Origin of the sequence: Micromonospora sp. NPDC049559, from assembly GCF_040676675.1 — a bacterium.
In the GTDB taxonomy this organism is placed as follows: Bacteria; Actinomycetota; Actinomycetes; order Mycobacteriales; family Micromonosporaceae; genus JBFAPK01.
In genome coordinates this window covers 57,537-80,802 of the sequence record NZ_JBFAPK010000041.1, presented here as the reverse complement: position 1 = coordinate 80,802, position 23,266 = coordinate 57,537, and the positions used below count along the sequence as shown (strand labels likewise).

Annotated in this window: 21 protein-coding genes; 8 read left to right on the top strand and 13 right to left on the bottom strand. The window is 72.0% G+C overall.

The features are described 5' to 3' along the window. Window positions 1-124 precede the first annotated feature (124 nt). Window positions 125-1,918 carry a discoidin domain-containing protein gene (locus tag AB0J86_RS32380; protein ID WP_363861473.1) on the bottom strand — a complete coding sequence of 598 codons (1,794 nt, stop codon included), beginning with the start codon at window positions 1,916-1,918 and terminating at the stop codon, window positions 125-127. A gap of 280 nt (window positions 1,919-2,198) precedes the next feature. Here AB0J86_RS32380 and AB0J86_RS32375 point away from each other — a divergent pair, with 280 nt between their 5' ends. After that, on the top strand, window positions 2,199-3,080 hold the full coding sequence (locus AB0J86_RS32375; protein WP_363861472.1) for an SAM-dependent methyltransferase: 882 nt from the start codon (window positions 2,199-2,201) through the stop codon (window positions 3,078-3,080). Here AB0J86_RS32375 and AB0J86_RS32370 read toward each other — a convergent pair. Beyond that, on the bottom strand, window positions 3,021-4,010 hold the full coding sequence (locus AB0J86_RS32370) for an AraC family transcriptional regulator (protein WP_363861471.1): 990 nt from the start codon (window positions 4,008-4,010) through the stop codon (window positions 3,021-3,023). The genes AB0J86_RS32375 and AB0J86_RS32370 overlap by 60 nt on opposite strands. A 220-nt stretch (window positions 4,011-4,230) precedes the next feature. Between AB0J86_RS32370 and AB0J86_RS32365 the strand changes: the two genes are divergently transcribed. Beyond that, the gene (locus AB0J86_RS32365) at window positions 4,231-4,866 is read left to right on the top strand and encodes an NAD(P)H-binding protein (RefSeq protein ID WP_363861470.1); all 636 of its coding nucleotides are present in this window, start codon (window positions 4,231-4,233) and stop codon (window positions 4,864-4,866) included. Here AB0J86_RS32365 and AB0J86_RS32360 read toward each other — a convergent pair. The 4 genes from AB0J86_RS32360 to AB0J86_RS32345 all read right to left on the bottom strand — a co-directional run bounded on the left by AB0J86_RS32360 (window position 4,860) and on the right by AB0J86_RS32345 (window position 8,454). Further along, on the bottom strand, window positions 4,860-5,549 hold the full coding sequence (locus AB0J86_RS32360; RefSeq protein WP_363861469.1) for a helix-turn-helix domain-containing protein: 690 nt from the start codon (window positions 5,547-5,549) through the stop codon (window positions 4,860-4,862). The genes AB0J86_RS32365 and AB0J86_RS32360 overlap by 7 nt on opposite strands. A gap of 99 nt (window positions 5,550-5,648) precedes the next feature. Further along, window positions 5,649-6,254, bottom strand: a complete 606-nt coding sequence (locus AB0J86_RS32355) for a response regulator transcription factor (protein WP_363861468.1) — start codon at window positions 6,252-6,254, stop codon at window positions 5,649-5,651. Next, window positions 6,251-7,426: a histidine kinase gene (locus AB0J86_RS32350; protein ID WP_363861467.1), complete on the bottom strand. Its 1,176-nt coding sequence runs from the start codon at window positions 7,424-7,426 to the stop codon at window positions 6,251-6,253. Before AB0J86_RS32350 ends, AB0J86_RS32355 begins: the two co-directional genes overlap by 4 nt. Next, a complete protein-coding gene (locus tag AB0J86_RS32345) occupies window positions 7,423-8,454 on the bottom strand; it encodes a CPBP family intramembrane glutamic endopeptidase (RefSeq protein ID WP_363861466.1) in 1,032 nt (343 codons plus the stop codon). The genes AB0J86_RS32350 and AB0J86_RS32345 overlap by 4 nt, the downstream gene beginning before the upstream one ends. A gap of 252 nt (window positions 8,455-8,706) precedes the next feature. Here AB0J86_RS32345 and AB0J86_RS32340 point away from each other — a divergent pair, with 252 nt between their 5' ends. The 4 genes from AB0J86_RS32340 to AB0J86_RS32325 all read left to right on the top strand — a co-directional run bounded on the left by AB0J86_RS32340 (window position 8,707) and on the right by AB0J86_RS32325 (window position 12,346). Continuing rightward, window positions 8,707-9,861, top strand: a complete 1,155-nt coding sequence (locus tag AB0J86_RS32340; protein ID WP_363861465.1) for a phospholipase D-like domain-containing protein — start codon at window positions 8,707-8,709, stop codon at window positions 9,859-9,861. A gap of 49 nt (window positions 9,862-9,910) precedes the next feature. After that, window positions 9,911-10,708 (top strand): hypothetical protein, encoded by a 798-nt coding sequence (locus tag AB0J86_RS32335; RefSeq protein WP_363861464.1) that lies wholly within the window; start codon window positions 9,911-9,913, stop codon window positions 10,706-10,708. A 251-nt stretch (window positions 10,709-10,959) separates the two neighbouring features. Beyond that, window positions 10,960-11,814, top strand: coding sequence for a TIGR03619 family F420-dependent LLM class oxidoreductase (locus AB0J86_RS32330; protein WP_363861463.1), 855 nt, complete (start codon window positions 10,960-10,962; stop codon window positions 11,812-11,814). A gap of 112 nt (window positions 11,815-11,926) precedes the next feature. Continuing rightward, complete coding sequence (locus AB0J86_RS32325) at window positions 11,927-12,346, top strand: VOC family protein (RefSeq protein WP_363861462.1); 420 nt, start codon at window positions 11,927-11,929, stop codon at window positions 12,344-12,346. A gap of 180 nt (window positions 12,347-12,526) precedes the next feature. Here the strand turns inward: AB0J86_RS32325 and mmsB are convergent, their stop codons facing one another. From mmsB to AB0J86_RS32290, 7 genes are all read right to left on the bottom strand, one after another. After that, a complete protein-coding gene (mmsB, locus tag AB0J86_RS32320; RefSeq protein WP_363861461.1) occupies window positions 12,527-13,789 on the bottom strand; it encodes a multiple monosaccharide ABC transporter permease in 1,263 nt (420 codons plus the stop codon). A gap of 6 nt (window positions 13,790-13,795) precedes the next feature. Beyond that, window positions 13,796-15,325, bottom strand: a complete 1,530-nt coding sequence (gene mmsA / locus AB0J86_RS32315) for a multiple monosaccharide ABC transporter ATP-binding protein (RefSeq protein ID WP_363861460.1) — start codon at window positions 15,323-15,325, stop codon at window positions 13,796-13,798. 107 nt (window positions 15,326-15,432) lie between these two features. Further along, window positions 15,433-16,560, bottom strand: coding sequence for a multiple monosaccharide ABC transporter substrate-binding protein (gene chvE, locus AB0J86_RS32310; protein ID WP_363861459.1), 1,128 nt, complete (start codon window positions 16,558-16,560; stop codon window positions 15,433-15,435). A 44-nt stretch (window positions 16,561-16,604) separates the two neighbouring features. Beyond that, entirely contained in the window at window positions 16,605-18,146 is a 1,542-nt protein-coding gene (araA, locus tag AB0J86_RS32305) for an L-arabinose isomerase (protein ID WP_363861458.1), read from the bottom strand. A gap of 2 nt (window positions 18,147-18,148) precedes the next feature. Then, window positions 18,149-18,829, bottom strand: a complete 681-nt coding sequence (locus tag AB0J86_RS32300; RefSeq protein ID WP_363861457.1) for an L-ribulose-5-phosphate 4-epimerase — start codon at window positions 18,827-18,829, stop codon at window positions 18,149-18,151. Further along, a complete protein-coding gene (araB, locus tag AB0J86_RS32295; protein ID WP_363861456.1) occupies window positions 18,826-20,499 on the bottom strand; it encodes a ribulokinase in 1,674 nt (557 codons plus the stop codon). The genes AB0J86_RS32300 and araB overlap by 4 nt, the downstream gene beginning before the upstream one ends. A 262-nt stretch (window positions 20,500-20,761) precedes the next feature. Next, window positions 20,762-21,748 (bottom strand): LacI family DNA-binding transcriptional regulator, encoded by a 987-nt coding sequence (locus AB0J86_RS32290; RefSeq protein WP_363861455.1) that lies wholly within the window; start codon window positions 21,746-21,748, stop codon window positions 20,762-20,764. 468 nt (window positions 21,749-22,216) lie between these two features. Between AB0J86_RS32290 and AB0J86_RS32285 the strand changes: the two genes are divergently transcribed. Then, window positions 22,217-22,507: a hypothetical protein gene (locus AB0J86_RS32285; RefSeq protein WP_363861454.1), complete on the top strand. Its 291-nt coding sequence runs from the start codon at window positions 22,217-22,219 to the stop codon at window positions 22,505-22,507. A gap of 96 nt (window positions 22,508-22,603) precedes the next feature. Beyond that, a complete protein-coding gene (locus tag AB0J86_RS32280; protein WP_363861453.1) occupies window positions 22,604-23,170 on the top strand; it encodes an alpha/beta hydrolase in 567 nt (188 codons plus the stop codon). Window positions 23,171-23,266 lie beyond the last annotated feature (96 nt).

Below are 23,266 nucleotides of genomic sequence, written 5' to 3'. Positions count from 1 at the left end.
CGGGCCGAGCGCGCCCCCGGCCGCGGCGCGGGCGGGCCGCCGGGCCCCCGCGCGGCGCGGGGGGGGGTCGCGGCGGGGGGGGCGGCCCCGGCCGGGGCCCCCCCGGCGGTGCGGCGGCGGTCGGTCACCAGCCGACGGCGACCAGCAGGTACTGCGGGTCGCCGTGCGAGATGAACGAGGACTGGCTGGCGTAGTCGTCGTACGGGAAGCCGTACGCCAGGTGGTTGATGGCGTGGTCGTGCCAGAACTTGGCGTAGTAGTTCGCCGGCGGCGCCTGGTAGTACAGGCTCGGTGTGGACCACTGCGACTCGGGTAGGTGCGCCACGTGCCGGTTCAGCGCCGAGCACATCCCGGGCGCCTCGGCCAGCGGCCCCGCACAGCCGGTGATCTCCGAGGTGGCGGCCGAGACCCCGACCGACGCGGCGTAGTCGCGCAGGTAGTTGGCGTACTGTCCGCCGGCCCGGAAGGCGCTGTCGCTGCCCGGGGCGGGGATCCGGTACGGCGCCTGCACCTGCGCCAGGTGCTTGAACTCGGTCGGCACCTCGTCGACGAAGCGCTGGAAGGTGGCGGCCCGGTCCTCGGCGAAGATGCTCTGGTCCTCCCCCACCGAGACGTCGTACCCGTCGCGGGCGTGCAGCCGCATCGCCAGTTTCAGCCCGAAGGCGTCGACCCGGGTGGTGTTGCCGTTGAAGACCGACGGGCCGACCGTGAACTCGATGAAGTCGGCGTACTGGCTGTTCGGCGAGCCGAGGTAGAAGTACATCCGCCCGGCCGTGTTGACCGGCATGTCGAAGTACGGCTGCTCGGCGATCGAGTGGGCCTGGCCGTTGTAGCTCCAGTAGACCTGGCTGTCGGGGTAGCGGCCGTTGGTCCGGTTGAGGATCTTGAGCATGACCACGTTCCGCGCGGGCGGGATGGTGCTGGTGTCGCCCCAGAAGCCGCCCGGATCCGGGTTCCCCGTCGGGCTGGCGGTGGGGCTGGCGGTGGGGCCGCCCGCGACACGTACCGCGAACTCCCAGAGCGAGTAGCCGTACGCGGTGGCGCGGGCGGTGCCGTACAGCCGCACGTACCGGCCGGTGCCGCTCACGGTCAACGTCTGCGTGCCGCCCGTGCCGGTCGTGGTCGAGTAGACGCTGGTCCAACTCGTACCGTCGGCCGAGACCTGGAGCTGGAACGCGCGGGCGTACGCCGCCTCCCAGCTCAGCACCACCTGGCAGAGCTGCTGTGCGGCCCCGAGGTCCACCTGGAGCCACTGCGGATCGGCGAACGCGCTCGACCAGCGGGTGCCGGCGTTGCCGTCCACCGCCGCCGTGGCCGAGGTGGCGGCGCTCTCCGCCGAGGAGGCGGTCGCCGGGCGGTTGAGGGCCGCGTTCGTCGCGCCGCAGCCGGTACCGCCGCCGCCGGAGGTGCCGTAGACCTGGAGTTCGAAGAGCGAGTAGCCGTACGCGGTGGCGCGGGCGGTGCCGTACAGCCGCACGTACCGGCCGGTGCCGCTCACGGTCAACGTCTGCGTGCCACCCGTGCCGGTCGTGGTCGAGTAGACGCTGGTCCAACTCGTACCGTCGGCCGAGACCTGGAGCTGGAACGCGCGGGCGTACGCCGCCTCCCAGCTGAGCACCACCTGGTTGACGGTGGCCGGCGCGCCGAGGTCCACCTGGAGCCACTGTGGATCACCGAAGGCGCTGGACCAGCGGGTGGCGGGGTCGCCGTCCACGGCGGCCGAGGCGGGCACGGCGGCGTTCTCCACCGACGACGCGGTGGCGGGCCGGCCCTGGGAGAGCAGGGCGGGGGCGGCACTGGCCCGGGTGTCGGGGCTGACCGTGAGGTAGCCGAGCAGCAGTACGACCGCCGCGGCGGCGACCGCGAGCGGTCGCGCGGGCCGGCGGCGGCGGTGCGGGGTACGCGGGAGCGGTGGCATGGGACTCTCCCTGCTTCGGGGGTGGGGCCGGACGCGGCCGACCGGCCGGCGGGCGCGACGCGGGCGCCGGCGGGGTGGGTACGGGCCGGTGGTCCGGGCTGGTGGGTGCGGAGGTCACGGGGCTGGAGAGCGCTCTCACGCCGAGAATCGTCCCGGGATCGACTTCTGTCAAGACGAGAGACAAGTCGGCCGAACGGCCGAACGGAAGACGACCGGGAAGCAGTTGAACATATTTCCCTTTTATGCTATGATGGGAGTAAATGCGATCTAGCCTGGGGGCGTGCAGAACGCCAGCCAATCCCGCGGCCGGACCGGCCAGCCCAGCCAGACCGCCCTCACCGCCGCCGCCGCTCGCGCCGCCCACCCGATCGTCGACGCCGAGCCCTTGATCTTCACCGATCCGCTCGCCGCCCGCCTGCTCGGCGAGCGGGCCGAGGAGCTGATCGCCTACCACCGCCGGCGCGGCGACCATCCGGTCCTCGCCGGCGCCCGTACCCAGGTGACGCTGCGCAGCCGGTACGCCGAGGAGCGCGTCGCCGACGCCCTCGACCGCGGCGTCACCCAGTACGTCATCCTCGGCGCCGGGCTCGACTCCTTCGGCTACCGGTCGCCGCTGGCCGACCGACTCCGGGTCTTCGAGGTGGACCATTCCGCCAGCCAGCGATGGAAGCGGGATCGGCTGGCCGACGCCGGCATCCCGGTCCCCGGGACCGTCCACCTCGTACCGGTCGACTTCGAGACCGACGCACTGACCGAGCGCCTCGCCGACGGCGGCTTCGACCCGTCCCGGCCGGCGGTCGTCAGCTGGCTCGGCGTCACCCTCTACCTGACCCGGGCGGCGATCGACGCCACGCTCGCCGAGGTCTGTCGCTGGGCACCCGGTACCGAGATCGTGCTGGACTACCCGCTCTCCCCCGAGCTGCGGGACGCGGCCGGCCGGGCGTACGCCGAGGCCGTGGCGGGCTTCGCCGCCGAGCGCGGCGAACCGTGGCGGAGCGTCTTCACCCCCGGGGACCTCGCCGCGCTGCTGGCTCGGCACGGGTTCACGGTGGTCGAGCAGGCCCACCAGCGCGACCTGGGCCCCTGGGACCGCGCGGACGCCCTACGCCCCGCCGAGCTGTCCGTCCTCGTGCACGCCCGGCTCGCCCGCGCGGCCCGCTGACCCGCCGTCGTCGGGGAACGACCGTGGCACCGACCCCCCGGCCTCGGCCCGCTCGGCGCGGAGTCGGGCCGCGTCGCGTCCGGGCGGTACGCCGAACATGCGACGGTATTCGCGGCTGAACTGGGACGGGTTGTCGTAGCCCACCGCATAGCCGGTACTGGCCACGTCGCGGGAGCTGGCGAGCAGGCGGGCGCGCGCCTCGTGCAGGCGTAGGTGCTTCTGGTACTGCAGGGGCGTCATCTGGGTGATCGCCCGGAAGTGCCGGTGGAACGAGGTGACGCTCATCAGCGAGCGCGCGGCCAGCTCCTCCACGTGCAGCGGCCGGTTGTAGTGGGTGCGAATCCAACTGATCGCGTGGCCGAGCTGGGAGAGGTGGCTGTCCGGGAGGCCGACCTGGCGCACGGTCGCACCGTGCTGACTGGTGATCAACCGCCAGAGGATCTCCCGCTCGTACAGGGGGCCCAGCGCCGCGGCGTCCCCCGGGCGATCGAGCAGGCGCGCCATCCGCCCGATGACGTCGAGCAGGTCCGGGTCGGCGGTACCGGTCGCGAGCCCCGCGGCGCCGGTCGATCCGGTGCCCGTCTGCGGGACGGGAGAGGCGAGCAGGAGCTCCGCGATGATCGCGGGTTCGAGGCGCATCGCGAAGGCGAGATACGGTTCGCGGGCCGTCGCGCCGGTGATCGCACAGGTCACCGGAAGGTCGACCGCGACGACCACGAACTGCCCCGCGCGGTAGCGGATGGTCCGGTCGCGGAGAACGGTACGCACGTCGCCCTGTACCACGAGAATGACGCTCGGGCCCACCGTGTCACCGGCCGGCGCGGTGGCCGTGCTGGCGCGGGTCAACTGGACCCGCGGCAGCGCCGTGGCCACCCGCCCCTCCCGGGCGTGCCGGGCGATCACGTCCCGAACCTGTCGCAGCGCATGCACCTGCCCAAGTCAAGCACGCCGCCGGTGCGATCCGCCCGCCCCGGTGAAGCACGTCGCCGTCGCCATCGGCCCGAGCTTGGCAAGATCGTGCAACCGGCCGGTACCAATGGTCTAGGCGACGGGACCGAGCCCTGGTGACGTGGTGAGCATGAGTTCACGGGAGGCGGGCACACTCCACCGACCCGCCTCGCTTACCACCACAAAGCAGGAGAAACAACCCATGAACATCGTCATATTCGGTACAGGCTTCGCCGGCACCGCCATCGCGAGGGAACTCACCGGCCGGGGGCACCACGTCACCGCCGTCTCCCGTTCCGGCAACCGGGAGTTGCCCGAGGGGGTCGCCTCCGTCACCGGGAGCGTCCACGAGCCCGCGTTCGTCGACTCGGCGACGTCCGGGGCCGATGCCATCGTGTCGGCGCTGCCCGCCCTCAGCCCCGACGGAGACCTCGACACGTCCGTCACCGCACTCCTGCGGGCGGCGCGGACCGGCGGCGCGCGCCTCGGGGTCGTCGGCGGCGCCGCCGTCGTCCCCACGGAGCCGGGCGGCCCTCGCCTGGTCGACACCCCCGAGTTCCCCGCCAAGGCCGCCCCGGTCGTCGAGGCCCACCAGCGGGCCCTCGACGTCCTGAACTCGGCACCGAAGGGCGTCGACTGGTTCTACCTCGTACCCGCGCTGGAGTTCGGCGCCCACGCCCCGGGCACCCGTACCGGGTCCTATCGGACGAGCGATACCGCCCTGGTCCGCAACGACGAGGGCCGTTCGGCGATCGGCGGGGCCGACTACGCCATCGCGTTCGCCGACGAACTCGAAAACCCGCGCACCCATCGCGGCTGGCTCGCGATCGGTTACTGACGGACCAGTACGCCCAGCGGTACGCCGGCCAGCTCGCGCACGTCCCGGGAGAGGTGCGGCTGGTCGGCGTACCCGGCCCGGGCCGCCGCCTCGGCCGCCGGCACACCGGCCCGTACCAGCGCCAGGGCGCGCTGCATCCGCAGGATCCGGGCGAGCGTCTTGGCGCCGTACCCGAAGAGGTGGTGGCTGCGGCGGTGCAGCGCCCGCGCACCGAGCCCGAGCGCGGCGGCGGTCGCGGCCACCGGCCGCCCGGCGTCGAGGTGGGCTACCAGCGCCCCGGCGATCGGGTCCGGGCCACCGGCGGCGCGCAGCCGGTCCTGTGCGATCGACTCCAGCAGCGGGCCCGGGTCGCCGTCGAGGGCCCGCTCGGCGTACTCCCGGGCCAGCGCCGACGGCCAGAGCGCGTCGAGCGGTACCTGCCGGTCGCGCAGCTCGTACGCGGGCAGGCCGAGCACCGCCGGACCGGTGCCAGGCGGCAGGCGCAGCCCCACGTGGCGGACGCCGGGCAGGGCCTCGTCGAGCTTGGCCGTGCGGTCCGGTCCGGCCACGAAGAGCCCGTCGCGGTTCGACCAGATCAGGTCGATGCAGCCGTCCGGGAGGATCCGGGTCGCTGCCGCGCCCACCCCGGTCCAGCTGCGCCACAGCACCGCCCCGGCGACCCGGGATCCCGCCTCGCGATACACGCCTTCCAGGTTGCCACCTCCGCGCCGAGGGCGCTCAGGTCCAGCCGTGTCGGGTGGCGACGCGGCGGCCCAACCTGCCACCGCCGAGCCCGGGAGGGCTCAGATCCAGCCGTGCTCGGCGGCGACGCGGGCGGCCTCGTGCCGGTTGGCGACCCCCAGCTTCGCGATGGCGGCGGCAAGGTAGTTGCGCACCGTGCCGGGCGAGAGGGAGAGGCGCCGGGCGATCTCGTCGACGGGTGCGCCGTCGCGGGCGAGGGCGAGCACGTCGGCCTCGCGCGGCGTGAGGGGCGAGTCGCCGGCACTGATGGCCTCGGCGGCGAGTTCGGGGTCGACATGGCGTCCGCCCCCGGCGACCTTGCGTACGACCTGCGCGAGGGTACGCGCCGACACCGTCTTCGGCAGGAACCCGCGTACGCCGGCGGCGAGGGCGGACTTCAGGTAACCGGGACGGCCGTGCGAGGTGACGATGATGGATCGGCAGTCGGGCAGCTCGGCCGCGAGCCGGCGGGCCACCTCGATCCCGTCCGGCGCGGGCATCTGCAGGTCGAGCAGGGCCACGTCCGGACGCAGGCGCAGGGCGCGGGCGAGCGCCTCGTCGCCGGTCGCGGCCTGCCCGACGACCTCGAAGTCGTCCTCCAGGTCGAGCAGCCGGGCGATCGCGTCGCGGATGAGGTGCTCGTCGTCGGCGACGAGGATGCGGATCACGCTTTCTCCCTCCCCGGAAGCGGGACGACGGCGTCGACCAGGAACCAGTCTCCGTCACGTCGCGTCTCCATCCGGCCGCCGAACGCGCCGACGCGTTCGGCCATCGCGCGCAGCCCGGTGCCGGCGTTCGGGTCGGCGGGGCCCGGCTGCCCGGTACCGGCACCGTCGTTCGCGATGGTCAGCTGGGCCTCGCCGGCCTCGACGGAGGTGGCGATCGTGACCCGGGTGGCGGCCGAATGGCGCAGCACGTTCGTCACGCCCTCGCGCACCACCCAGGCCAGCGCGTCGGCGCCCGCCGCGGGCACCGGGTCGCCGGTGACCAGGCACTGGATGCCCGCGGAACCGAGCAGCGACCGCGCGCCGTCGAGCTCCGCCTGCCAGGTGGTCCGCAGTTCGCCCCGAACCACCCGGCGCACCTCCGTGCCGGCCTCCCCCGCCAGGCGGCGCACCTCGGCCATCTCGTCGGCGGCGCGCTCGGCGCGCCCGCGGCGCACCAGTTCCGAGGCGAGTTCGCTCTTCACGGCGATGGCGGCGAGGGTACGGCCGAAGACGTCGTGCAGGTCGCGGGAGATGCGCAGCCGCTCGTTGGCGAGGGCGAGCGCGGCCCGATCGGCGTGCGCGCCCTGCAGTTCGTGCAGCACCCGCAGCGTCCACACGCTCGACCAGCACGCCCAGAGGGCCACGCTGACGATCAGCGCGCTCACGACCAGCAGCGGAGGGTCGACGAGCACGGCGAGCGGGATCGCGAGCGCCCCGACGCCCGCGTTCAGCGCCAGCGTGCGGCGCGCGTCGAGGAGCGGTACGAGGCTCGCGGCGGCCGATCCGACGGCTGCGGCGACCGTGACGGCCGGTACGGGTCCCGGGATGGTGAGGAGCACGGCGACGGTCGCCACCAGCAGCCCGCCCCAAGCCACGAGGCCGGCGGCGGGTGGGCGCCGGCCCCGGCCGACGACCAGGTCGACGCTCCGCCGGCTCACGAGGACGTTGCCGACGACGAGCAGCACCGCGAGCACCGCCGCCGCGACGACCGTGTCGCGGTGCCCCCGGGTGGGGAATCCCGTCCCGGACAGGCCGCTGAGCAGCGTGACGAGCGGGGTGGTGACGACCGCGTACGTGGACCAGCGCACGAACGTCTCGAACCGTCGCGCGCTGACCACCGGCCAGTCGCTCATGCCCTCATTGTGCCTTTCGGGGTATCCGCCGCAGCCGGCCGCGTCCCGGGGCCCGGCGTGCGGGCGGGACCGGCGCGACGGGTGCGGACCCAGATCACGGTGGTGACGATCGCCAGCAGTGTGCACGGGATCAGGAAGATGACCGAGCCGACGCCGGACGAGCGGTCCGCGCCGGAGACGGGATCGCTGTGCGTCACGAGCATCAGCAGGAACGCGAGCGTGTTGTTCGTGGCGTGGATCACGATGGAGGTTTCCAGTCCCCCGGTACGCCAGGTGATGAGCGACCAGGTGACGCCCAGGCTGAGGTAGTAGACGTTCAGCCACGGGTCGGTGGAGGCGTGGATGACCGCGAACAGGAGCGTCGAGACGGCGACGCCGATCACGAGCGAGGTACGCGTTCCCCGGCCCCAGGAGGCGGCGACGCGGAACGCGAGCCCGCGGAAGCCGTACTCCTCCCCGGCGGACTGCAGCGGCTGGAGAACGATCGTGATCGCGAAGATCCAGAGCAGGTCGGACGTGGCCCACTCCGACACCCGGGACGGCGAGAGCGCCGTGAACACCGTCAGGTAGACGGCCCAGACCGGCAGCAGGATCAGCACGGCGCGGCCGACGAGGGCGGGGCGCAGCGTCGAGAGCACCGAGTGCAGCGAGGCGCCCCGTACCCCGTAGAGCCAGCGCTGGAGGAACATGCTCCACGGGATGAGCAGCGCGATCGAGACGACGTTGCCGAGGTGCGTGATCGGCGTGAACTCGGTGCCGCCGGCGATGACGCTGTGGCGGCCGAAGACGTGCAGGTCGAGCTGTCCCCCGGCGTAGGTGACGAGGCCGCCGAAGCCGAAGAGGCCGAGCAGCAGCAGCGCGAGGGCCAGCACGCCGCGCCCGACGCGCCTCCGGTCGCCGGCGAGGACGCGGTGGTACTCGACGCCCGGCGGCACGGGTCGGGGGCCGCGACGCGGGGTCGTGGCGCCGGCGGTTCCGGAGCCGGCGTCCGGCGCGGAGGGCGTGGTGCGGAAGTCGTTCTGGGTCACGCCTCCATCGTTTTCGGCCCCGCGTACGCCCGGCAGTGCCGTGGTTCACGAGATTCGGTGCGATCCGCACGGTCGGCGTACTGACATCTGTCACACCGCGCCCGTCGGGGGTCTCCGGCGGCTCTCCTGCCGACCCGGGCTCTCGTTCGGCCGGATGGATCCGGCATCGGCGGATCCGGCGGTCCGTGATCCGTCCGACCGGCTGGGGCGACCCGACACCGGACCAGCGGAAACCCTGCCAGGGTGGGTGGCATGGCGACCTTCGCTGGTCAGAAGATCGAGGCGTACGTCGGGCCGCGGGAACTCGGCGCCGCCGACGAACTGGAACGGGTGATCGTCGAGTTCGTCGCCGGCGCTCGGCACAGCCTCGACATCGCGGTACAGGAACTGGACTCGATGCCGATCGCGCAGGCGCTGCTGGACGCGCGGTTCCGGGGCGTGAGCGTACGGGTCGTGCTGGAGCAGGACTACCTCTGCACCGCGAAGCTGCCCAAGGTGGCGGCGCGGGCCGGCGAGTCGGCGGAGGCGGCGCGCCAGCGGGTGCAGTGGGCGGCCGAGCCGGGCAGCCGGAGCCTGGAGCCGAACCGCGAGATCCTGGCCGCGCTGCTGCGCTGCAACGTCGACGTGAAGGCCGACTACAACCCGGCGATCTTCCACCAGAAGTTCATCGTGCGCGACTACCGGGACCGCGCCGAGGGCGCCGCCGCGGTCCTCTCCGGCTCGGCGAACTTCACCGGTACGGACTGCCACCGCAACCTCAACCACGTGGTCGTCTTCCACGACGTCCGGATCTGCCGGGAGTACGCGGGCGAGTTCGCCCGCCTCCGGGCCGGGCGCTTCGGGCGCGGCGAGCACGGCGAGGTCCCCCGCAGCTACAACCTGGCCGGGGTACCGGTGAAGGTGCTCTTCGCGCCCGACCACACGCCCGAGCTTGAGATCATGAAGCAGATGCTGAAGGCGACCGACCGGGTCGACTTCGCGATCTTCACCTTCGCCGGTTCCTCCGGCATCGACGACGCCATGATCGCGCTGTCCAGCGCCGGGCGTACCGTGACCGGCGCGGTCGACCCGGGCCAGGGCGTACAGAAGTGGGCCGCCACGCACGACCTCGACCGGGCCAACATCGCCCTGTACGCCCCCGTGCGCTCCCCCGCCTTCGGCAAGCTGCACCACAAGCTCATGGTGGTCGACGACGCCACCGTGATCGCCGGCTCGTTCAACTACACGGCACCGGCGAACCAGTACAACGACGAGAACATCTTCGTGATCGGCAGCCCGTACCCGGACCTGCCGGCGCGCGAGGGCGGCCCGGTCGACCACGACCGCTGTGCCGAGATCGCCGGCTTCTTCCGTACCGAGATCGCGCGGATCGAGTCCGTCGGCGAGCGCTTCACCGGCCGCCGCTGACGGATCCGCACCGGGGCGGGGTCAGCGTCCGACCGCGCGCGAAGCCGGCGTGCTCGTCCTGCACGGCCTGCAGACGAGAGCGGGAGCACACCGCCCCCGCTCGACCGGGCAGTCCTGGCCCCCGGTGTTGCGACTCGCGGCGCTCCTGCTGCTGGCCTACGCCACCGCCGCCAGCCTGGCCGAGACCGGCCGGGTCGTCCCTCGGATGATCGCCGAGCGCGCGATCGAGTACCCACAGGAACTGCTCTATCCACTGGGTACCGCCGTCGCGGCCGTGGCGGTGGTGACGGTGGCGCGCGGACGGTACGTGGCGGGTCTGTTGGCGACGCTCGGCGCGCTCGCCGCAACGCTGGCCGCGCTGTTCTTCACCAGCGTGGGCGTCGACGTCGTCACCGGTGAACTCCACTACCCACCGATCGAACTCGCCGTGGATTTCGCGATGGCCGACGCGACGTTCTGGCCGCTGCCGCTCGCCCTGCCGTTGCTCGTACCGTTGATCCTCTGGCGGGCGACCGGCACGCGGCGGTCGCTGGCCTGGCTGCTCGCCGTCCCGGTCGCGGTACTCCTGTTGCCCACCGACTACGAGGTGACGATCGGCGTACAGCCGTGGGCGACCCTCGTGGTGATGGTCGGTTTCCTGTTGTGGATCGTCGTCGACGCCCGGGTCACCATTGCCGCGAGCCTGCTTCCCCTGTCGTTGACCATCGCGCCACTGACGATCTATGCCCAGGGCGGCCTGGGACAGCCCGACGTCCTCGGCAACGTATGGTTCTGGATGTTCGTCGTCGGCGCGGTGGTCCTGCTGACCGCCGGGACCGTCGGGCTGCACCGGCAAGCGCGCATCTAGGGCAGACGGCGGCCGGCCGGTCCCGGTGCGGTTGCCGGGATCGGCCAGCCGGTCGCCGCCCGCCGACACGGCGCCGGGGTCAGGGCGTGGTCAGGAGAGCCGCCGTTCGGTCGGCTGCTCGTCCGGACGCGTCATCAGCGCGGTGAACAGCGGGCTGGGCTCATCCGTACCCCCACCGCCGCGGAGTTGCCCTGACGTCGGCGTCAACGTCTAGCGTCACCGTCGCACCCGGCAATGGAAGAGGTACGGCGATGAGGTTCGCGGTCAGCTACAGCACTCCCTTCTACGGCGTCGATCCCGACCGGCTCGTCGGCTACGCCCGGCACGCCGAGGAGTGCGGCTTCGAGGGACTCTACCTGCCCGAACACGTCGTGCTCTATCCCGGCGCGACGTTCGGCGAGATGCCGCTGCCGCCGACGCTGCCGTACGGCGACCCGCTCGCCTGCCTGACCTTCGTCGCCGCCGCCACCGACCGGCTGCTGCTTGGTACGGGGGTGCTGCTGCTGCCGTACCACCATCCGGTGACCCTCGCCAAGCGCCTGGCCACCATCGACGTCCTCTCGAAGGGGCGGATGCGGCTGCTGACCGTGGGGCTCGGCTCGCTGCCGGGTGAGGCCCGGGCGGTGGGGGTGGACTTCGCCAGCCGGGGCCGGCGCACGGACGAGGCGATCGACGTGCTGCGGCTGCTCTGGGCCGGCGGCGCGGAGGGCGTGAGCTACCACGGCGAGTTCTTCGACTTCGACGACCTCGTCAGCTTCCCGAAGCCGTACCACGCCACCGGGCTGCCGATCCACGTCGGCGGTTCGAGCCGCGCCTCCGCGCGCCGCGCCGGCCGGCGGGGCGACGGCTACTTCCCCGGCGGGGCGCTCATGCCCCAGGAGCGCGCCGCCCAGCTCGACCTCGCCCGGTCGGCCGCCGCCGCGGCCGGCCGCGACCCGGACGCGTTGGAGTACACCCGGTGGGCCTCGATCGACCTGACCCCGGAGGGCGCCGAGGCGCTCGCCGCGCAGGGCGTGACCCGCCTCGTCGTCGCCCCCACCAGCCCCGATCCGGAAGAACAGCACGATCAGCTCTCCACCTTCGCCGACCGCTTCCGCCTCCGCTGACCCCGGCGCCCCGCACCTCGTTGGCGCCGCGCCACGTTGGCGCCGCACCTCGTGCGTTTAAACCGCTCCTCGCCGGGGACACCTCCGCCATTTGAGTGGCACGGGGGTGGTTATGGCCTTGGTGAACCCAGCTCCGGACTATTTCGAGCCCGAAGACGGCATGTTCCTCGCGACCCTGCTCATCGTCCGCGACCTGGACCGTTCCCGCGAGTACTACGAGCGGGTCTTCGGGGCGACGTGCGTACACGAGAGCAACCCGCTGATCATGAAGTTCTTCAACAGCTACATCATCATCAACGTCGAGGGTGGTCCGACGGACGACAAGCCGATGGTGCAGGCCAGGGCGCCTGTTGATCCCGACATCCTGAGCTGCGCGATGAACGTCCGGGTCCGGGACATCCGGAAGCTCTACACGGAGTGGAAGGCCAGGGGCGCGGACTTCATCACCGAGCCGAAGGACCACGGTACGGAGATCCGTTGCTATCTGCGCGACCCCGACGGGTATCTGGTGGAGGTCGGGCAGGGTCTCTGAGCACGACCATGGGGCATGGGCCTTTCGATGGACGTGAACCGGTCAGGCAGCCGGCGCCGCTGTCCTTTGTGCCGCAGCGACAGGACCGGGGTGGGGCCCGCCGTGCCACGCGAAGACATCAAGCCTGACGGGCTTCGCGGGGTACGGCGGGCCCCACCACGACCGCAACCGGGTCGAACCTCAGCGGGAAGCCCCCGCGCGCCGCTTGGTCCAGACGTCGAACGCGACGGCCGCGAGCAGCACCGCGCCCTTGACCAGCATGACCTGCTCGCTCGGCGCGCCGATCAGGGACATGCCGTTGTTGATCACGCCCATGATCAGGCCACCGGTGATCGCGCCGACGACCTTGCCGACGCCGCCCTGCACCGCGGCGCCGCCGATGAAGGCCGCCGCGATCGCGTCCAGCTCGAAGGAGGTACCGGCGGTCGGGCCGGCCTGGTTGAGCCGGCCGGCGAAGATGACCCCGGCGAGCGCGGCGAGCACGCCCATGTTGACGAAGAGCCAGAAGACCACGGACTTGACCTTGACGCCGGAGAGCGTGGCGGCCTGGAGGTTGCCGCCGACCGCGTAGATCTGGCGGCCGAAGACGGAGCGGTTGGAGAGGAACGAGTAGATCAGTACCAGCGCGGCGAGCAGCACCAGCACCCAGGGCAGGTTGCGGAACCGGGCGAGCTGCACCACCACGAAGACGACCAGCAGCGACGGTACGACGATCTTGGCGAGGAAGAGCGGCATCGGGTCGACGGTCTGCCGGTACCGCAGCCGGCCCGCCCGGGTGCGCCACTGGGTCAGCGCGATGCCGGCGATCGCCACCACGCCGACCAGCAGGCTGAACAGGTCGGCGCCGCCCAGCGCGTCGCCGAGACCGACGTTGCCGAGGTAGCCCTCGGTGAAGCCGTTCGACAGGGTACGCAGTTGGTCCGGGAACGGGCCGATGCCCTGGTTCTTGAGCACGGTCAGGGTGAGCGCGCGGAACAGCAGCATGCCGGCGAGCGTGACGATGAACGCCGGGATGCCGAAGTACGCGATCCAGTAGCCCTGCCACGCCCCGATCACGCCGCCGGCGATCAGGGCCGCCAGCAGCGCGAGCGGCCACGGTACGCCGTGTTCGACGGTGAGTACGGCGGTGATCGCACCGCAGACGGCGACCACCGAGCCCACGGAGAGGTCGATGTGGCCGGCGATGATGATCAGGATCATCCCGATCGCCAGGATCAGGACGTACGAGTTCTGCACGATGATGTTGCTGATGTTCTGCGGCTGCAACAGGTCGCCGCCGGTGAGCACCGCGAAGAGCGCGATGATCAGCGCGAAGGCGATGTAGATGCCGCTCTCGCGCAGGTTGAGCTGGAACCGCCGGGAGGATCCGGCGGCCGGGCTGCCGGCACCGCCCGGGGTGGGGTCGACCGCCAGGTCGGCATTGGTGGGTGCGACGCTGGTCATCGCGGTCTACTCCTGTCCCTTTGTCATGAAGGTCATGAGGCGTTCCTGGGTGGCCTCCGCCCGGGGCACCTCGCCGGTGATCCGCCCGGCGGAGAGCGTGTAGATCCGGTCGCAGAGGCCGATCAGCTCCGGCAGCTCCGACGAGATGACCAGGATCGCCTTACCCTCGTCGGCCAGCCGGTTGATGATCGTGTAGATCTCGTACTTGGCGCCGACGTCGATGCCGCGCGTCGGCTCGTCGAGGATCAGCACGTCCGGGTCGGTGAATATCCACTTCGACAGCACCACCTTCTGCTGGTTGCCGCCGGAGAGCTTGCCGGTGACGCTGAGCACGCTGGGCGCCTTGATGTTCATGCTGTGCCGGTACCCGTCGGCGACGCGGAACTCCTCCCGGTCGTCGACCCAGCCCCGGCGGGCCAGCTTGCCGAGGGCGGACGCGGAGACGTTGCGCTTGATGTCCTCGACGAGGTTCAGCCCGTACCGCTTGCGGTCCTCCGTGGCGTACGCGATGCGGTGCCGGATCGCGTCCCGTACCGAGCGCAGCACGATCTCCTTGCCGTCCTTGACGAGCCGGCCGGAGATGTTCGCCCCGTACGAGCGGCCGAAGACGCTCATCGCCAGCTCGGTACGGCCGGCGCCCATCAGGCCGGCCAGCCCGACGATCTCGCCTCGGCGCAGGGTGAGGTTGGCGTGGGAGACCACGACCCGCTCGCGCTGGGTCGGCGAGTGCACGGTCCAGTCCTCGATCCGCAGCACCTCGTCGCCGATGCGCGGCTCGTGCGGCGGGAACCGGTGCTCCAGGTCTCGGCCGACCATGCCGGAGATGATCCGGTCCTCGGTCACCCGGTCGTTCGCCATGTCCAGGGTCTCGACGGTGCGGCCGTCGCGCAGGATCGTGATCGAGTCGGCGATCGCGATCACCTCGTTGAGCTTGTGCGAGATGATCACGCAGGTGATCCCCTCGTCCCGCAGCCCGCGCAGCAGGTCGAGCAGGTGTGCCGAGTCCTCGTCGTTCAGCGCGGCGGTCGGCTCGTCCAGGATCAGCAGCCGGACCCGCTTCGACAGCGCCTTGGCGATCTCCACGAGCTGCTGCTTGCCGACCCCGATCTCGTTGACCGGGGTGACCGGGTTCTCCCGCAGCCCGACCCGGCGCAGCAGCTCGCCGGCCTCGTGGTTGGTGCGGTTCCAGTCGATGAAGCCACGGCGGGCGCGCTCGTTGCCGAGGAAGATGTTCTCCGCGATGGAGAGCTGCGGGCTCAGCGCCAACTCCTGGTGGATGATGACGATGCCGCGCTGCTCGCTGTCGCGGATGCCGGTGAACCGGCACGGCTCGCTGTCGAAGAGGATCTCACCGTCGTAGGAGCCGTGCGGATACACCCCGGACAGCACCTTCATCAGCGTCGACTTGCCGGCGCCGTTCTCTCCGCAGATCGCGTGGATCTCGCCCCGCCGCACCGACAGGTTCACGTCCTGGAGCGCCTTGACCCCGGGGAACGTCTTGGTGATGCCCTGCATCTGCAGGATGTTCTCGCTCATGTCTCTCCCCTCGCTCCGGCACCGCCGCCGGTCCGGGCCGACCGGGTCGGCCCGGACCGGCGGCGGCCGCCCCGGTCGCGACGCACCGCGACCGGGGCCGGCACGGATCAGCCCACCTGGGCCTGGGTGTAGGCGCCGGTGTCGATCAGGGCGGACTTGTAGTTGTTCTTGTCCACCACCACGAAGTCGAGCAGATTCGACGGGACGACCTTCTTGCCGTTGTTGTAGTCCGTGGTGTTGTTCACCTCGGGCTTGCCGCCCTTGAGCACGACGTCGGCCATCTTCACCGTGACGTCGGCGAGCTTGCGGGTGTCCTTGTAGATGGTCGAGTACTGCTCACCCTTGACGATCGACTTGACCGAGGCGAGCTCGGCGTCCTGGCCGGTGACGATCGGGTACGGCTGGCCGCCGGTGCCGTAGCCGCTGCTCTTCAGCGCCGACAGGATGCCGATCGACAGCCCGTCGTACGGCGAGAGCACGCCGTCGACCTTGGCCCCGCCCTTGTACGTCGAGGTCAGCAGGTCCTCCATGCGCCGCTGCGCGGTCGCCGGGTCCCACCGCAGGATGGCGATGGTGTCGAAGTCCTTCTGCCCACTCTTGACGACCAGGGTGCCCTTGTCGATGTACGGCTGGAGCACGCTCATCGCGCCGTTGAAGAAGTAGCTGGAGTTGTTGTCGTCCGGCGAGCCGGCGAAAAGCTCGATGTTGAACGGGCCCTTGGCCTCGCCCGGCGTACCGTCGGCCTTGAGCAGTTTCAGCCCCACCAGCAGCGAGGTGGCCTGCTGCACGCCGATCTTGAAGTTGTCGAAGGTGGCGTAGTAGTCCACGTTCGGGCTGTTCAGGATGAGCCGGTCGTAGGAGATGACCGGGATGTGGTTGGCCGCCGCCTGATCCACCTGGTTCGTCAGCGCCTTGCCGTTGATCGAGGCGATGATCAGCAGCTTCGCGCCCTTGGTGATCTGGTTCTCGATCTGGTTCACCTGGGTCGGGATGTCGTTCTCCGCGTACTGCAGGTCGACCTTGTAGCCCAGCTTCTCCAGCGCCCTCTTGACGTTGTCGCCGTCGTGGATCCACCGCTCCGAGGACCGCGTCGGCATGGTCACGCCGACCAGCGCGCCCGCGTTGTCGCCGGCCTGCGGCTGCTCGTCGACCTTCTTGGTGCTCGAACCGCAGCCGGCCAGGGCCACGGCGAGCACGACGGTACCCGCCACCGTCGCGAACCGTACGGATCTCATGTGCACTCCCTTGTGTCTGAGCTTCGTGTCTGTCGAGTCGGTTCTCATCGCCCGCCGGGCAGCCCCTCGGCCAGCCGGTAGTAGGCCTGGTTCCAGCGCAGCCGGTCGGCGACGTCCGCCGTGGTGGCCCGCTCGTCGATCAGCACCAGCTCGGTACGGAGCATCTGGGCGAAGTCGCGCAGCGCCTCGGCACCGACGGCCTGGGTCAGCACGGTGTGGTGCGGGCCGCCGGCCATCAGCCACGACTCGGCCGAGGTGGTCAGCGACGGGGCCGGCTTCCACACCGCCCGCGCCACCGGCAGTCGGGGCAGCGGCTCGTCCGGCGGTACCACCTCGATCTCGTTGGCCACCAGCCGGAACCGGTCGCCGAGGTCGGCCAGGCCGACCACCAGCCCGGCCCCGGGCGCGGCGTCGAAGACGAGCCGGACCGGGTCCTCCCGGCCGCCGATGCCGAGCGGGTGGATCTCGCAGGACGGCTGGCCGGCCGCGATGCTCGGGCAGACCTCCAGCATGTGCGCGCCGAGGATCTTCGGCTCGCCGGGGCCGAAGTGGTAGGTGTAGTCCTCCATGAAGGACGTGCCCGCGCCGGTGCCGGCGCCCATCGCCTTCACCGCGGCGAGCAGCGCGGAGGTCTTCCAGTCGCCCTCGCCGCCGAAGCCGTAGCCGTCGGCCATCAGCCGCTGCACCGCCAGGCCCGGGAGCTGGCGCAGGCCGCCGAGGTCCTCGAAGTTGGTGGTGAAGGCGCCGAAGTCGCCCTCGGTCAGGAACTCGCGCAGGCCCAACTCGATCCGCGCGGCGTAGCGCAGCGAGGAGTGCCGCTCGCCGCCGGCGTCGAGCCCGGGCGCGAGCCGGTACCGCTCGGCGTACTCGGCCACCAGCGCGTCGACCTCCGCGTCGGCCACCCGGTCGACCCGCGTGACGAGGTCGTTCACCCCGTACGTGTTGACCGAGACGCCGAAGCGCAGCTCCGCCTCGACCTTGTCCCCCTCGGTGACCGCGACGTCGCGCATGTTGTCGCCGAAGCGGGCCAGCCGCAGCTCGCGCAGGTGTTGTACGCCGATCGCGGCGCGCGCCCAGCCGTCGACGCGCGCGACCACGGACGGGTCCGAGGCGTGTCCGGCGACGGTCTTGCGCGGCACGCCCAGCCGGGTCTGCACGAACCCGAACTCGCGGTCGCCGTGCGCCGCCTGGTTCAGGTTCATGAAGTCCATGTCGATGGTGGACCAGGGCAGGGCCGCGTTGAGCTGCGTGTGCAGGTGCAGCAGCGGCTTGCGCAGCGCGTCCAGGCCGGTGATCCACATCTTGGCCGGCGAGAAGGTGTGCATCCACGCGATCACGCCGACGCACTCCGGGTCGGAGTTGGCGTCGAGCATCACCCGCCGGATCGCGGCGGCGTCGGTGAGCACCGGGCGCCAGACGATCTCGGCGGCGATGGCGCCGGAGCCGTCCAGCATCCGCTGGATCTGCTGCGACTGCTCGGCCACCTGCGCCAGGGTCTCCGGCCCGTACAGGTGCTGGCTGCCGGTGAGGAACCAGATCTGGGGTTTCACGCGGGTAGCGATGTCGGTTCCTTTCCTCGGGAGCATGGCTAGGACGCCTGCCCGTACACGTTCTGGTAGCGCGCGTAGAGCGCGTCCACGTCGGCCTGGTCGATGGCGAGCGGGGTACCGAGCTGCCGGGCGATGTGCACGGTGCGGGCCACGTCCTCGCACATCACCGCCGCCTTGACCGCGTCGCGCGCGGTACGGCCGATGGTGAAGACGCCGTGGTTGCGCATCAGCACCGCCGGGGAGCGGTGCCCGGCGAGCGTCTGCACGATGCCCCGGCCGATGGAGTCGTCCCCGATCAGGGCGAACGGGCCCACCGGGATCTCCCCGCCGAACTCGTCGGCGATCATCGTGAGCACGCAGGGGATCGCCTCCCCCCGCGCGGACCAGGCGGTGGCGTAGGTGGAGTGGGTGTGCACCACTCCCCCGACGTGCGGCATGTGCCGGTAGACGTAGGCGTGCGCGGCGGTGTCCGACGAGGGCGCCAGGTCGCCCTCGACGAGCCGGCCGTCGAGGTCGGTGACGACCATGTTGTCGGGGGTGATCTCGTCGTAGCCGACGCCGGACGGCTTGATGACCAGCAGGTCGGCGTCGGGCACCCGGGCCGAGACGTTGCCGGCGGTCCAGACCACCAGCGCGTTGCGGGGCAGCTCGGCATGGAGCGCGGCCACCTGTTCGCGCAGCCGCCGCACGGTCGCGCCGACCGCGCCCGTGATCGTCATCGGGACGTCACCGCCCGCCGCTGGATGGCCCGCAGTCTGCGCATCACGCCGTTGCCTCCTCGTCCGAAGTAGTCGTGCAGCCGCCGGTACTCCTCGAACAGCTCGTCGTAGCGGGCCGCGGCGTCCGGGTCCGGGGTGTAGACGGCGCGCTCGACGCGCCCCATCGCCGCGGCGGCGGTACGGACGTCGGGGTAGAGCCCGGCGGCCACCGCCGCGTGGATCGCCGAACCGAGCGCCGGCCCCTGCTCCGAGGTGATCAGCGAGAGCGGCAGCCGGGTCACGTCGCTGTAGATCTGCATCAGCAGCTCGTTCTTGACCAGACCGCCGACCACGAACAGCTCCGAGACCGGCACGCCGGCCGCCGTGAAGGTCTCGATGATCGTGCGGGTACCGAACGCGGTCGCCTCGATCAGCGCCCGGTAGATGTCCTCGGGGCGGGTGGCGAGCGTCTCGCCGACCAGCACCCCGGAGAGTTCGTGGTCCACCAACACCGAGCGGTTGCCGCTGTGCCAGTCCAGCGCGATCAGGCCGTGCTCGCCCACGCGCTGCCGGGCGGCGAGCCGGGTCAGGTACTCGTGCACCGAGACGCCCTCGGCCTCGGCGGCGTGCCGGTACTCGGCCGGCACGTGGGTCCGTACGAAGTGGGCGAAGATGTCGCCGACGCCGCTCTGGCCGGCCTCGTAGCCCCAGCTGCCGGAAACGATCCCGCCGTCGACGACCCCGCACATGCCCGGTACGGTCCGCAGCTCGTCGCCGTTCATTACGTGGCAGGTCGAGGTCCCCATGATGGCGACCATCTGGCCGGGCGCCAGCGCGTTGCCGGCGGCGGCGGTGACGTGGGCGTCCACGTTGCCCACCGCGACCGCGATGCCGGCCGGCAGCCCGGTCCAGCCGGCCGCCTGCTCGGTCAGCCGTCCCGCCGCCGCGCCGAGCTGCCCGATCGGCTGCTCCAGCCGGGTCTTCACGAAGTCGGCGAAGGCCGGGTTCAGCTCGGCCAGGAACTCCGGGTCGGGGTACCGGCCGTCCTGGAGGATGCCCTTGTAGCCGGCGCTGCACGCGTTGCGGACGTAGCTGCCGGTGAGCTGCCAGACGATCCAGTCGGCGGCCTCGACCCAGCGCTCGATGCGGGCGTAGACCTCGGGGTCCTCCTCCAGCACCTGCAACGCCTTGGCGAACTCCCACTCCGAGGAGATCATGCCGCCGTACCGGGCCAGCCACGGCTCCTGCCGCCGGGCGGCCAGCTCGTTGATCCGATCGGCCTGCGGCTGGGCCGCGTGGTGGCGCCAGAGCTTGACGTACGCGTGCGGCCGGTCGGCGAACTCCGGCAGCTCCGACAGGGGCGTGCCGTCGGCCAGGGTGGGCACCATCGTGCAGGCGGTGAAGTCGGTGGCGATGCCGACGACCCGGGCGGGGTCCACACCGGCCCGCTCGACCGCCTCCGGTACCGCGTGCCGCAGCACCTCGACGTAGTCGTTCGGCACCTGGAGCGCCCAGTCCACGCCGAGCCGGACGTCGTGGCCGGGCAGCGTCTCGGTCAGCACCGCGTGCGGGTACTCGAAGACCGCGGAGCCCAGTTCGGCCCCGTCGGCCGCGCGTACCACCACGGCACGTCCCGAGAGCGTGCCGAAGTCGACTCCCACCAGCAGCGCATCCGCGGCGTCGAGCGGCATGGCGGCACCTTTCGTCGCAGGGCCCCGGACCGGTGGCAGCGCCGACCGCGCGGGGACGGTGATTGGTGATGGTGGAACTTTCGGACGATGTTATCGCTAACAATTGCCCGGTCAACCGCTGGCCGTAACAGTCCGGTAACGAAGGTCAGACCGCGTCGATCATGGAGCGGTGGCGGCGACATAGGCCGCCAATAGGGCGTACCGCCGACCACAACTCCATGCTCGACCGTGCCCGGCAGACCACGGGGCGCGCGGCCCGGGGTCAGGCGGCGGGTGGTGCGACGCTGTCGCGGGTCACCAGGGTCGGTGCGATCGTCTCCCGGCGCGACGCCGGGCGACCCGACTCGATCTGCTCCAGCAGCAGCGCCAGCCCCGCGCGGGCGACCGCCGGGAAGTCCGGGCGGATGGTCGTCAGCGGCGGGATGAAGTACGCGGCCTCCGGTACGTCGTCGAAGCCGACGATGCTGACGTCCTCCGGCACCCGCCGGCCCCGCTCGCTCATCGCCCGCAGGATGCCGAGCGCCAGATGGTCGTTTGCCGCGAAGATCGCGGTCGCCTCCGGCACGCGGGCCAGCATCTGGCCGGCGCGGTAGCCGGCCGCCGCGGTCCAGTCGCCGGAGACCAGGGGCGGAACCTCCGCGCCGGCCTCCCGGAGGGCCTGCTGCCAGCCCTCGATCCGGCCGGCGCTGTCGAACCAGTCCGGCGGGCCGGAGACGTGCCAGACGGTCCGGTGGCCCGCCGCCAGCAGGCAGCGCGTGGCGTCCCGGGCGCCGGCGACCTGGTCGACGGTGACCAGCGCGGTCGTCGAGGCGGGATCGCCGTCGACGCTCACCAGCGGGACGTCGGTACGCAGGCCGTCGAGGGCCGCCGTCGCCGAGGTGACCGGGGCGATGACCATGATCCCGGCGACCCGCTGGTCGAGATGGCGCTCCACCGCCTCGGCGATCGAGCGGTGGTCCAGCAGCCGTACGCTGCCGACGCTCACCGCGAAGCCGGCCTCGGCGGCCACCTGCTCGAAGGCGGCGAGCAGCGAGGCGGGCCCGTAGAGGGTCGAGTTCTGCGCCACCACGCCGATCAACTGGGACCGGCCGGTGACCAGCGTCCGGGCGGCCCGGTTCGGCCGGTACCCCAGTTCGGCGATGGCCGCACGGACCCGTAACCGGGTCTGTTCGCGGACGTTCGGGTGGTCGTTGAGCACCCGGGAGACGGTCTGGTGCGAGACGCCGGCGAGCCGGGCTACGTCGGTCATCGCGGGGCTGCGGAGCGTTCTGTCACTCACCGTCTTGTCACTCACCTGGTACCTCTTCCGACGTCCGGCCCGGACCGCCGCGCCGGGACGCCGTTCAGCGTACGACCCCCGCGCGGCACACCCGGCCGCGACGGATCATGCCGGCGACGACCGCCCGTCCGGCCACCGTCGCCCGGCCGGACCCGGCGTGGTGCAGCCGCTCCACCAGCGGTTTTGTGGCTGTACCGGGCCGGCTGATCTTGTTAGCGATAACATTACCTCGCCCTCCGCCGGAATCGGCGGCGCGACCCGCCGGACGCGCGTACCGCCCGCCCACCCGGACAACCCGTCACGCCGGCGCACCCGCGCCGACCGGGCCGGTCGGTCGCGCCAGCGTCGTGAAAGCCGCGTGCAAGCCGGACCTGGAAGCCTCGGGTGTGGTCCGGCGCCGAGCGGCGCCGGAGCGGCGGACGGAGAGGAAGTCGAGACATGAAGAGAACCGGTCGGGCGACCGCCCTGGCCCTGACGGTGGCGGCCGGGGTCCTCGCACTCGGCGCGCCGGCGGCGGCAGCGACCACCACCGCGGCCGAGGCGCCGCGCGAGCGGGTCAGCGTCTCCGCGCCCGCCACGGCCGAGGGCTTCTGGGCCCTCTCGCCGTTCTTCTCGGACTACGGCACGTGCGAGGTGTACCGCATCGTCGCGTCGTTCGACTACGAGACCGACGGCTGCTACTTCGACCGGGGCGCCGGCGGCTGGTACTTCTGGTATCTGATTCCGTGACCCGGTCGCGAGCGCGGCGGGCGACCGTACCGGCGTGGGCGAAGGTTCGATCGGCCGGCTGTCGGTACCAGCGCCCGATCTCCTAGGCTCGCCGGCATGGCTGACGCTGTCGTCGTTCCCGGCCTATGGTTCGGACCCGGGGCACCGCTGCTCATGTACTCCGGCGACGCGGCCGAGCGGCGGGGCGCGACGGTGCACCGGCACTCGTGGTCGCAGGAGCCGCCCGAGCCGCTCGACGACGCGCGGACGGAGGGCTGGGTACGCGGCGAGGTCGCCCCGCTGCTCGACAGGCTCGACGGGCGCGGCCCGCACGAGGTGCCCGACCGGCGTCCGCTGCTGATCGCCAAGTCGCTGGGGTCGAACGCCGCGGCGCTGGCCGCGGAGCGCTCGTTGCCCGCCGTGTGGATCACGCCGCTGCTGCACCTGCCGTGGGTCGCCGCCGCCCTGGCCCGGGCGAGCGCGCCGTTCCTGCTGGTGGGTGGCACCGCCGACAGGAGTTGGGACGGCGCCCTGGCCCGCCGGCTCTCCCCGCACGTCTTCGAGGTCGAGGGTGCCAACCACGGGATGTACGTGCCCGGCCCGCTGACCGACTCGGTGGCGGTGCTGGGCCGGGTGGTCGTGGCGGTGGAGGAGTTCCTCGACGCGATCGCCTGGCCCGGTTGATCCATCCCGGATCGCCGCCGCGCCTTCCACCGCTGGCTACCCGGTGGTAACTTGCCGGAGACGACCGGTGGGCGCGATCACCCGACACCGGCAGGC

What these genes read in the sequence shown, in the direction of transcription:
- AB0J86_RS32380 (WP_363861473.1), bottom strand. Translation starts at nt 1,918, where the DNA reads ATGCCACCGCTCCCGCGTACCCCGCACCGCCGCCGCCGGCCCGCGCGA.
- AB0J86_RS32365 (WP_363861470.1), top strand. Translation starts at nt 4,231, where the DNA reads ATGAACATCGTCATATTCGGTACAGGCTTCGCCGGCACCGCCATCGCG.
- AB0J86_RS32350 (WP_363861467.1), bottom strand. Translation starts at nt 7,426, where the DNA reads ATGAGCGACTGGCCGGTGGTCAGCGCGCGACGGTTCGAGACGTTCGTG.
- AB0J86_RS32340 (WP_363861465.1), top strand. Translation starts at nt 8,707, where the DNA reads ATGGCGACCTTCGCTGGTCAGAAGATCGAGGCGTACGTCGGGCCGCGG.
- AB0J86_RS32330 (WP_363861463.1), top strand. Translation starts at nt 10,960, where the DNA reads ATGAGGTTCGCGGTCAGCTACAGCACTCCCTTCTACGGCGTCGATCCC.
- AB0J86_RS32325 (WP_363861462.1), top strand. Translation starts at nt 11,927, where the DNA reads ATGGCCTTGGTGAACCCAGCTCCGGACTATTTCGAGCCCGAAGACGGC.
- mmsB (WP_363861461.1), bottom strand. Translation starts at nt 13,789, where the DNA reads ATGACCAGCGTCGCACCCACCAATGCCGACCTGGCGGTCGACCCCACC.
- mmsA (WP_363861460.1), bottom strand. Translation starts at nt 15,325, where the DNA reads ATGAGCGAGAACATCCTGCAGATGCAGGGCATCACCAAGACGTTCCCC.
- chvE (WP_363861459.1), bottom strand. Translation starts at nt 16,560, where the DNA reads ATGAGATCCGTACGGTTCGCGACGGTGGCGGGTACCGTCGTGCTCGCC.
- araA (WP_363861458.1), bottom strand. Translation starts at nt 18,146, where the DNA reads ATGCTCCCGAGGAAAGGAACCGACATCGCTACCCGCGTGAAACCCCAG.
- AB0J86_RS32300 (WP_363861457.1), bottom strand. Translation starts at nt 18,829, where the DNA reads ATGACGATCACGGGCGCGGTCGGCGCGACCGTGCGGCGGCTGCGCGAA.
- araB (WP_363861456.1), bottom strand. Translation starts at nt 20,499, where the DNA reads ATGCCGCTCGACGCCGCGGATGCGCTGCTGGTGGGAGTCGACTTCGGC.
- AB0J86_RS32290 (WP_363861455.1), bottom strand. Translation starts at nt 21,748, where the DNA reads ATGACCGACGTAGCCCGGCTCGCCGGCGTCTCGCACCAGACCGTCTCC.
- AB0J86_RS32285 (WP_363861454.1), top strand. Translation starts at nt 22,217, where the DNA reads ATGAAGAGAACCGGTCGGGCGACCGCCCTGGCCCTGACGGTGGCGGCC.
- AB0J86_RS32280 (WP_363861453.1), top strand. Translation starts at nt 22,604, where the DNA reads ATGGCTGACGCTGTCGTCGTTCCCGGCCTATGGTTCGGACCCGGGGCA.